Origin of the sequence: Burkholderia sp. ZZQ-2 (assembly GCF_050768715.1) — a bacterium.
Classification (GTDB): Bacteria; Pseudomonadota; Gammaproteobacteria; order Burkholderiales; family Burkholderiaceae; genus Burkholderia; species Burkholderia cepacia.
The window spans coordinates 44,461-53,602 of the sequence record NZ_LDVA01000130.1; the positions used below are offsets into that span (position 1 = coordinate 44,461).

Sequence of the window (9,142 nt, forward strand, 5' to 3'; positions counted from 1 at the left end):
CGGGACTTTCCCTGACAAACACCTTCCGGTGAGTGCCAATTTCGTTACCGGGCAAGATGGGCCGGGGATCGTGGCTGGACGCCCAGTCGTCTTGCGACGTCATATCTCTGCGGGGGGGCAATCCCGGCGAAGCGGATACAACGGGCTCGGACTGGATCGGTGCCGTCAGCGTTCTACAGGCCCGGCAAATCAGCGGTTCTTCAGCGCGATCAACACGTCCCGGTGTCCGGAAATGACTTTTCGCGCTGCGCGCGGCACGTCACTCTCCTCGGCTTCGGTCGAAGCCTTGGCCTCGTGGGTGGGACGGATGATCGTGCGGGGTTTCAACGCGACGCCGTACAGCACCTTTCGTTTGGGATCCGTGACGGCATTTCGCCAAAAAATGACAGCGATCGGCCGCTTGTCCGCCAATCGGATGGAGCGGTCGCGTCGCTGTCAGTCATGGCATCCGATGAATGGACGAAAACGGCCCGAGGACGGCAAACAATGCCCGAATATCAATTCCTCAAGCCTGAATCGCCTTCGCCCAACGCCCTCACCTCGTCGATCAACCGTTCCGCATCACGCCACTCGCCATACCCGGACGCCGGATTCAGGTGCCCCACCTCGCCGAGATCGACGAGCCTGCTGCCCCACCCTGCCGCCAGCGTTTCGACGCGCTCGTAGCGCGCGAGCGGATCGTTGCGGCTCGCGGCGACGATGCTCGGAAACGGCAGCCGCCCGGTCGGTACCGGCGTCCAGCCGTTCGCGTCGATTGCGTCGGGCGCTGGGTAACCGGCGGGCATCGGCGTATCGAGATCGGCCGGCGCCGCGAGCAGCGCGCCGTGGATCGCGCGCGTGGCCTGCCGCGCCCAGTGCACGGCAATCATCACCCCCGCGCTGTGCGCGACGAGGATCACGGGGCCGTCGATCGCGGCCAGCGCCGCATCGAGCGCCGCGACGCGTGCCGCGCGGCTCAGCTTGTCGGCTTCGAGCGGCGCGACGGCGCATGCGTTCGGCAGGCGCCGTTCGAGGTGCGTCTGCCAGTGGTCTTCGACGTGATCGCGCAAGCCGGGCACGATCAGGATGGTGGGTGCGGTCGTCAGGGTCATGCAGCCTCCGAAGCGTTCAGGAAAGTCTGGACGCGCGCCGTTCGCGTTCGACGCGCGCGAGGTCGGCCACATAGCTCGCGCGTCCGATCGCGAACAGCACGGCGGCCATGAGCGGCACGACGGGAATCCATTGGAGTGCGCCGACGAGGCCGGCGCGATCGGCGGCCCACCCCGTCAGCAGCGGGCCCGGCGCCATGCCGAGCAGGTTGTTGGCGAGCGTGAGCGTTGCGAACGCCGATGCGTGGATCGCGGCCGGCGTCAGGTTCGCGACCATCGCACCCGACGCACCGGACGCGCCCGCGCCGACCAGCATTCCCGCGCAGATCAGCGCGAGCTGCAGCGGCCCGGGCGGCAGCCGGAACGCGATCGCGAGGCAGACGCCGGTCAGCACGCAATACGCGATCGCGGTCAGCCACTTGCGCTTGCCGTCTGTTTTGCCGACGCGGTCGGTGACGATCCCGCAGCCGACCATCCCGATACCCGCGAGCAGCACGAAGCCGGCGGCGAGCACGGCCGCGCGGTCGGGCGCCATCGCGTAGTAGCGGTTCAGGTAGCTCGGCAGCCATGCGAACAGCGCGCCCGGCACGAACAGGTGCAGCCCGCTGCCGAGATACGCGCAGATCACCGAACGCGACGCGAACAGCCCCGACATCAGCACGCGCACGCTGCCGCGCAGGTCGCGCGGCGTGTCCGTGTAGCGCCGGCAGGGTTCGGCGCCGTATTCGGTGCCGTATTCAGAGCGATATGCGGCGAGCCGCCGTTCGGTCACGACGCAGCGATACGCGACGAGCAGCACGATACCGAGCGCGGCCATCACGCCGAACGACCAGCGCCAGCCGAGATGCGCGCCGACGAGCCCGCCGAGCGCCATGCCGAACACGGAGCCGAATGCGCCGCCGGCCATGAACGCGCCGGTCAGCGTCGCGCGCAGCCGCGCCGGGAAGATGCTGAGGATCAGCGCGACGCCGACGCTGCCGTACGCGGCTTCACCGAGCCCGACGAGGCCGCGCGCGACGAGCATCTCCGTGTACTGGGTCGACAGCGCGCAGCCGAGCGTCGCGACGCTCCACAGCGCGGCCATCAGCACGATGCTGCGCACGCGCCCGAAGCGGTCGGCGAGCACCGACAGCGGAAACGTCAGTAGCCCGACCAGCAGCGCGACGACACCGGAGAGCGAACCGAGCTGCGTGTCCGACAGCGCCCATGCTTGCTTGAGCAGCGGGAACACGGCGTTGAGCACCTGCCGCGACATGTAGTCCGACAGCAGCAGGCCGACGGTCAGCCCGAACACGAGCCACGCATAGGCAGGCGCGCGCCGGCCGGCGGCGGCGACGTCCTGGATCGACGGCTCGACATGATGGATCAGCATGCGTGTCTCCTCCGGCACCGGAGCGGTCGTGCTCCGGCGCGGCTTGCGTGGCCCCGCTCCGTTGACCGGAGTCCGCCCCCGCGTCACGCGCGGGGATGGGTGCCACGCCACAACGATCGGCGGGCCGCGGCCACCATGGCCGCTGGCCCGGATGCGCGGATGCGCGGCGCGTCAGGCGGCCCGCAGCGGCACGTTCGGCTGGCCCGGCCGGCGGTTCGGCGCCATCCCGAGCTGCGCGAGGGTCTCGTCGATGCCGTCGTACTGCACGCCGATCCGGTAGATCGCCTTCGCTTCCTTGCCGGTCGCGATGTCGCGGCCGAGTTCGCGCGCGATCCGTGCGCACTGCTCGACCTGCTGCACCGACGTCATCCGGTTGCCCTTCTGGTCGATGATCGTGTCCTCGATCCCGCAGCGCGGATGCAGGCCCAGCGCCATCGCAACCGTGTTGATCGGCAGCACGTTCTTCATCAGGGATTCGAGCGTGATGCACGCGCCGTCCGGGCAGCGCCGCACGAATTCCATGAAGTTGTACGGATTCGGGCCGTCGAAGCCGCCGCCGATGCCGACCCACGTGACGTTCAGCGGGCCGCGATAGACGCCGCGGCGGATGATCCGTTCGAGCGTTTCCAGCGCATGCATGCCGGTGAGCTGGAAATGCGGCTGGATGCCGGCCGCCTGCAGGCGGCGCAGGTGCTCGTCGACCCAGCCGGGGCCGGCCGGCACGGTCATCTCGCGGTACGCGTCCCACAACGCGGCTTCGTTCAGCGACGTGCCGGCGATGTCCTTGCGGTTCATCAGCTCGGTGATGTTCATCTGCACGGTGTTGATCGCGACCGTCACCTGGTCGGGCTTCGGCGTCAGCTCGGCGAGCATGTGGCGCGTGTCGTCGGACAGCCATTTCGCTTCCGCGCCGTCGCCTTCCGGCGCGAACGAGATCGAGCCGCCCACCTGCAGGATCATGTCGGGCACCGCCTCGCGCAGCCGGCCGAGCAGCTCGTTGAACTTCGACAGCCGCTTGCTGCCCTTGCCGTCGAGTTCGCGCACATGCAGGTGCAGCACCGTCGCGCCCGCGTTGTAGCAGTCGACGGCCTTCTGCACGTGCTCGTCCATCGTCACCGGAATGTCTTCCGGAAAGTCTGCGGGCATCCATTCGGGGCCGTACGGCGCGACCGTGATGACTACCTTGTCCTGGTTTTCCGGGTGCAGCGAATCGTCGAGAAATTGCATGTCGTCCTCCAGTGGAAATCGTTTTTGTGCAGGCGTACGGGCGTGCGTATCCCGCCGCGCCGGGCGGCGGGCCCGGCGCGTTGTTCGGGGTGGCGAATCGGTTAAGGTGCGAGCGCGCTCAGAACGGCACGTCGCCGACGATGCCCGCGCGTTCCATCCGGCGCACGCACGGCGGGTAGTCCATGACCGCGTAGTGCTGCGTGCTGCGGTTGTCCCAGATCGCGACGCTGTTCTTCTTCCAGCGCCAGCGCACCTGGTATTCGGGGATGTATGCCTGGCTGATCAGGTATTGCAGCAGCTGGCCGGCGCCGGGATTCGCGTCCTGCCCGACCCGCACGCGCGCGGGCGTGTGGTAGTTCGTGAAATGCGTGGTGAACGCGTTCACGTACAGCACCTTCTCGCCGGTTTCGGGGTGCGTGCGCACGACCGGATGCTCGGCGTCCGGGTACTGCGCCTTCAGCGCGAGGCGCTTGTCGATCGGCATCGCCGCACCGAAGCTCGCCTCGATGCTGTGGCGCGCGCGCAAGTCGTCGATCTGCTGCTTCACGTGGTCCGGCAGGCGCTCGTAGGCGAGCACCATGTTCGCCCACATCGTGTCGCCGCCAACCGGCGGACCGTCGATGCAGCGCAGCACGCAGCCGAAAGGCGGCGCCACGCGCCAGCTCGCATCGCTGTGCCACGCATTCTCGTAGCGGTCGTTCGGCTGGTCGGGCGACTTGTAGATCCGCACGAGCCCCGGGTGCTCCGGGTCGCTGCCGGCGACCGGATGATCCTCGAGCTCGCCGAAGCGCCGCGCGAACGCGACGTGCTCGGCGCGCGTGATGTCCTGGTCACGCAGGAACAGCACGCGATGCCGCAGCAGCTGCGCGCGGATCTCGGCGAACAGGCCGTCGTCGTGCACGGCGTCGGCGAGGCTCACGTCCAGCAGTTCCGCGCCGAGCGCGCAGGTCAGGGGTTCGACTCGCATGCGCGTCTCCTCAGACGATGAACACTGACGAACCGGTCGTCTTGCGCGATTCGAGATCGCGGTGTGCCTGCGCGGCATCCTGCAGCGCGTAGCGCTGGTTGATCCCGATCCTGATGCGGCCGGCCGCGACGTGCGCGAACAGTTCGCCGGCCAGGTCGTTCTTCTCGGCCGGATCGGCGATGTAGTCGGCCAGCGCCGGGCGCGTCAGGTACAGCGAGCCCTTCATCGCGAGGCGCTGCGGATCGAACGGCGGGATCGGGCCCGATGCGGTGCCGACGCATACCATCAGCCCGCGCCGCTTCAGCGAATCGAGCGAGCCTTCGAAGGTGTCCTTGCCGACGCTGTCGAACACGACGTCGACGCCCGCGCCGTCCGTCAGTTCGCGCACGCGTTTCGCGACGTCCTCGCGGCTGTAGTCGATCGTATGGTCGCAGCCGTGCGCGCGGGCGATCGCGGCCTTGTGCTCGCTCGAAACCGTGCCGATCACCGTGAGCCCGAGCAGCTTCGCCCATTGCGACACGATCAGCCCGACGCCGCCGGCGGCCGCGTGCAGCAGGATCGTGTCGCCCGGCGCGAACGCGTGGATACGGCGCAGCAGGTAGGCCGACGTCAGGCCGCGCATCGTCATCGCCGCGGCCGTTTCGCATGAAATGCCGGCCGGCAGCCGCACGAGCGGCGCGGCGGGGATCAGCCGCTCGGTGCTGTACGCGCCGAGCGTGTTCAGGAAGCCCGTGTAGGTCACGCGGTCGCCGACGGCGACGTTCGTCACGCCCGGGCCGACGGCGTCGACCACGCCGGCCGCCTCGACGCCGATCCCGGCCGGCAGCGGCACCGGATACAGGCCGCTGCGGAAATACGTGTCGGCGAAATTCAGCCCGACGGCCTCGTGCCGCAGGCGCACCTGGCCGGCGCCCGGATCGCCGACGTCGACTGCTTCCCAGCGCAGCACGTCGGGGCCGCCGGTTTCGTGGAATCGCACTGCATGTGCCATCGTGTTCTCCGTATGTTGTCAGTCGGATGCGCGCCGCGCATCGTCGGGTTCGTTCATGCTCGGCGGCGTCGCGGCTGCGCCGTCCGCCAGCGGTTCGTCCAGTCCGGCCCAGTCCGCGTCGCCCAGGTAGCGTCGCGCGGCCGGGAAAATCACGCCTTCCATCCGCCCCATCTGCTCGAACGCGCCGTGTGCATAACGGGCGAGCGCCGCGTCGAACGCGGCCGACGGCAGCCCGTCCGCGGCGATCCGCTCGAGCGCATCGAGCGCTTGCGCATCGCGCTGCCGCTGGCGGTCGAGTTCGTCCAGTTCGGCCGCGACGCACTCCGCGCGCACGCGCAATGCCGCGAAGAGGTGCGCTTCGGCGGCCGTGCCGACACGGGCGCGCTGCAGTGCGGCGAGCGATGCCAGCGCACGCTGCGCGTCGGCCGCGTGCAGCAGCGGTACGTCCGCGTGTGCGGCGGACGCCATCAGGCCATGCTGCGCGTCGCTCGCTTGCCGCTGCCGTGCATCCGCGTCCACGCCGGACGCCATCAGCGCATGCAGCAACCCGCCGACCGCGCGATGCGCATCGAGGCAACGCGCCATCACGCGCGCCTCGGCCGGCGTTCGCCGCGACGTACACACGAGCACCGGTACACCGCTCGTCGCGAGCAGGTGCTGCCGCTGCGCGCAGGCTGCCGCATCGGCATCGTGCGGCAGCGCCGCGACGCCGATCAGGTCGCAGCCGAGTTCGGCCGCCAGCGCGCCGGGTGCCGCATCACCCGCCCCCGGATGGCCGGCCCCCGGAAGGCCGGCCCCCGCGATCGCATGGGACAACCCCTGCGCCCGCGCGGCGGCTTCCACTTTCGCACCGTGTTCCGGCAGCCGCGCTCCGGATAAACGCGAGGCCGGCGCGGCGCCGGCCAGCAGGAACGTGACCCGGGCGCCGACCGCGCGCGCCAGTTCGAGCGCATGGCCGATCGCGTCGATGCCGCCGGGCGCGCCGTCGACCGTCACGAGCAGATGGCGGTACATCGTGCCGCTCCGTTTATCCGGCGAGCGACGCGTTGCGCCGTGTGCCGGTCGATGCGATGTTCATGGCCCTCTCCTCGTTGCGTTCGTCATGGATCGGAACCCATGCTATCGACGCGGTGCCGGCGCGGCCCCACTCGTCGCGGGGGGGATTGACGCGCGAACGCGCTTCGGCCGATCCTTCCCCCCACACCCACCCCGGACGCTGGCCCGCACGGCACCGCCGGATTCCCACTGCTGCCCCGATGGCCCACCCACCCGCTCGCGCCGACGCGCCTCCCACCGAACTGGTCCTGAAGACGACCGCGCCGCGCGTGCCGGCGCAGTTGCTGGCCCGCGCGCGGCTGAGCCTCGCGTCGCCCGCTTTCGACGGCCGGCCGGTCACGCTCGTGCAGGCGCCGGCCGGTTACGGCAAGACGTCGCTGCTCGCGCAATGGCGCCGCGAGACCCTCGCGCTCGGCCGCGCGGTCGTATGGCTGTCGGCCGACGAGCGCGACGATGCGCCCCGGTTGCTGCAGGGGCTCGTGCAGGCGGTGCGGACCGGTTGCGCACGGTCCGGCTTCGGGCGCCTGATCCCGCCCGGCGCGGCCGACGCGGCGCGTGCGCTCGAGGGCGTGACCGCCTGGCTGGCCGAGGTCGCGCAACTGTCGATCGATGCGCTCCTGATCGTCGACGATGCGGAGCGGTTGCCGCCGGCCGGCCTCGAGGCGCTGACCTACGTGCTGCACAATGCGCCGCAAAACCTGCATGTCGTCGTCGCCGCGCGGCGCGGGCTCGACCACACGGCCGGCGACCTGCTCGCCGGCGGGCAATGCACGCTCGCGGGCCCCGACTGGCTGCGCTTCACGCTCGACGAGACGATCGCGCTGGTCGGCGCGCGCTTTGCGCAGCGGGTCGACGCCGACGCGTGCGCGCGGCTGTTCGAACGCGTCGACGGCTGGCCGCTCGGCCTGCAGCTCGCGATGGCCGCGATGGCGCGCTCGGCCGATCCGCGCCAGGCGGTCGACGCGCTCGCCGCCCGCGTGGACGGCACGCGCGACCGCCTCGTCGAGCTGCTGCTCGCGAACCTGTCGGCCGACGACACGGCGTTCCTGATCCGCACGAGCGTCGCCGATCGCCTGCATCCGTCGCTGTGCGCCGCGCTGCTCGACGACGCGGACGCGCCCGACCGTCTCGCGCGGCTCGCCCGCGACACGCCGCTGTTCATCGCGTCCGACGATTCGGACTGGTGCCGGCTGCATCCGCTCGTGCGCGACACGCTGCGCGACCGCCTCGCCGCGGGCCCCGACGCCGAGCGCAGCGCGCTGCATGCGCGTGCGGCCGCCTGGCTCGACGCGCACGGGATGACCGAGGAAGCCGCGCGCCACGCGTATGCGGCCGGCCAGTTCGAGGTGGCGTATGCGCTCGCGCAGCGCTGCCTCGAGGATGCGATCAAGCAGGGCCGCATCAACGACGTGCTCGACTGGCTCGCGCTGCTGCCCGACGCGGAGCTCGACAAGCGCCCGACGCTGCGCATCGCGGTCGCGTGGGCACTGGCGCTCGGCGAGCGCCACGTCGAGGCGCAGCGCCAGATCGCGGGCATCCTCGCCGACACCGGCACGCCCGCGGCGATGCGCTACGAATGCGCGCTGATCCTCAGCGCGGCCGCTTATTACGCCGACGAAATCGACCGTTTCGTCGAGCTGTTCGAACCGTGGGCCGACTTCACGCCGCCGGCGGCGACCTGGCTCGCGCAAATGCACGCGAACCGGCTGTCGGCGCGCGCGATCATCGTCGGCGAACCGGCGCAGGCGCGCCGCTTCCAGCACGCGGCACCGCGCGGCGAGACGGCGGCCGGGTTCGGCTACGTCGCGCGCTGGGGCGAGCTGATCACGGGCCTGAGCTACCTGCGCGAAGGCCAGGTCCGGCTGGCCGACGACACGCTGTCGCCGGCGCTGGCACGCGCGGAAGCCGATCTCGGGCGCCGCCATCCGCTCACCTGCATGCTCGCGGCGATGTGCGCGGCGCTCGCGTACGAGGCCGACCGCGTCGACCAGGCCGCCGCGTTGCTCGCGAACCGGCTCGACGTGCTCGAACATGCGGGTACGCCCGATACCGTGCTGCTCGGCTATCGCACCGCCGCGCGCATCGCGCTGCTGCGCGGCGTCGAGCACCGCGCGATCGACCTGCTCGAAGCGCTCGACGCGATGGGCGTTGCGCGCCGCCTGCCGCGCCTGTCGGTCGCGAGCCTCGCCGAACAGGTGCGCATTCACGCGGCGCGTTATCGCGAGGCGACCTGCCATGCGCTCGTCGAGCGGATCGATGCGATCGCGGCCGCCGAGTTTCCGTCGCACGGGCCGTTGTGGCGGCGCCCGGTCGTGCTGCTGCAGGCGAGCGCGCATGCGGGCGCGGCGCTGGCCGCGCGCCGCTGGGACGACGCGCGCGCGGCGCTCGACGAAGCGGCGGTGCTGGCCCGTGAAATGAGCATGGGCCAGGCGCGCATCGAG

At 70.9% G+C, this 9,142-nt stretch carries 8 protein-coding genes; 1 reads left to right on the forward strand and 7 read right to left on the reverse strand.

The annotated features are described in order from the left end of the window. Nucleotides 1-189: 189 nt before the first annotated feature. The 7 genes from ABY44_RS08220 to ABY44_RS08250 all read right to left on the reverse strand — a co-directional run bounded on the left by ABY44_RS08220 (nucleotide 190) and on the right by ABY44_RS08250 (nucleotide 6,659). The gene (locus ABY44_RS08220) at nucleotides 190-411 is read right to left on the reverse strand and encodes a hypothetical protein (RefSeq protein ID WP_155637887.1); all 222 of its coding nucleotides are present in this window, start codon (nucleotides 409-411) and stop codon (nucleotides 190-192) included. A gap of 86 nt (nucleotides 412-497) precedes the next feature. Then, complete coding sequence (locus ABY44_RS08225; protein WP_060172252.1) at nucleotides 498-1,091, reverse strand: RBBP9/YdeN family alpha/beta hydrolase; 594 nt, start codon at nucleotides 1,089-1,091, stop codon at nucleotides 498-500. Between the two features lie 16 nt (nucleotides 1,092-1,107). Beyond that, on the reverse strand, nucleotides 1,108-2,460 hold the full coding sequence (locus ABY44_RS08230) for an MFS transporter (protein WP_060172251.1): 1,353 nt from the start codon (nucleotides 2,458-2,460) through the stop codon (nucleotides 1,108-1,110). Nucleotides 2,461-2,631: 171 nt separating this feature from the next. Further along, nucleotides 2,632-3,687 carry a 3-keto-5-aminohexanoate cleavage protein gene (locus ABY44_RS08235; protein WP_021159631.1) on the reverse strand — a complete coding sequence of 352 codons (1,056 nt, stop codon included), beginning with the start codon at nucleotides 3,685-3,687 and terminating at the stop codon, nucleotides 2,632-2,634. A gap of 118 nt (nucleotides 3,688-3,805) precedes the next feature. After that, nucleotides 3,806-4,654 carry a TauD/TfdA dioxygenase family protein gene (locus ABY44_RS08240; RefSeq protein WP_021159632.1) on the reverse strand — a complete coding sequence of 283 codons (849 nt, stop codon included), beginning with the start codon at nucleotides 4,652-4,654 and terminating at the stop codon, nucleotides 3,806-3,808. A 10-nt stretch (nucleotides 4,655-4,664) separates the two neighbouring features. Then, entirely contained in the window at nucleotides 4,665-5,645 is a 981-nt protein-coding gene (locus ABY44_RS08245; protein WP_059700275.1) for a quinone oxidoreductase family protein, read from the reverse strand. 18 nt (nucleotides 5,646-5,663) lie between these two features. Beyond that, a complete protein-coding gene (locus ABY44_RS08250; protein ID WP_060172249.1) occupies nucleotides 5,664-6,659 on the reverse strand; it encodes a universal stress protein in 996 nt (331 codons plus the stop codon). 242 nt (nucleotides 6,660-6,901) lie between these two features. Between ABY44_RS08250 and ABY44_RS08255 the strand changes: the two genes are divergently transcribed. Next, on the forward strand, nucleotides 6,902-9,142 hold a 2,241-nt coding region (locus ABY44_RS08255), incomplete at its 3' end, for an AAA family ATPase (protein WP_431641089.1).

Bases quoted from the DNA above. Each gene is read 5' to 3' on its own strand.
- ABY44_RS08230 (WP_060172251.1), bottom strand. From the start codon at position 2,460: ATGCTGATCCATCATGTCGAGCCGTCGATCCAGGACGTCGCCGCCGCC.
- ABY44_RS08245 (WP_059700275.1), bottom strand. From the start codon at position 5,645: ATGGCACATGCAGTGCGATTCCACGAAACCGGCGGCCCCGACGTGCTG.
- ABY44_RS08240 (WP_021159632.1), bottom strand. From the start codon at position 4,654: ATGCGAGTCGAACCCCTGACCTGCGCGCTCGGCGCGGAACTGCTGGAC.
- ABY44_RS08235 (WP_021159631.1), bottom strand. From the start codon at position 3,687: ATGCAATTTCTCGACGATTCGCTGCACCCGGAAAACCAGGACAAGGTA.
- ABY44_RS08250 (WP_060172249.1), bottom strand. From the start codon at position 6,659: ATGTACCGCCATCTGCTCGTGACGGTCGACGGCGCGCCCGGCGGCATC.
- ABY44_RS08225 (WP_060172252.1), bottom strand. From the start codon at position 1,091: ATGACCCTGACGACCGCACCCACCATCCTGATCGTGCCCGGCTTGCGC.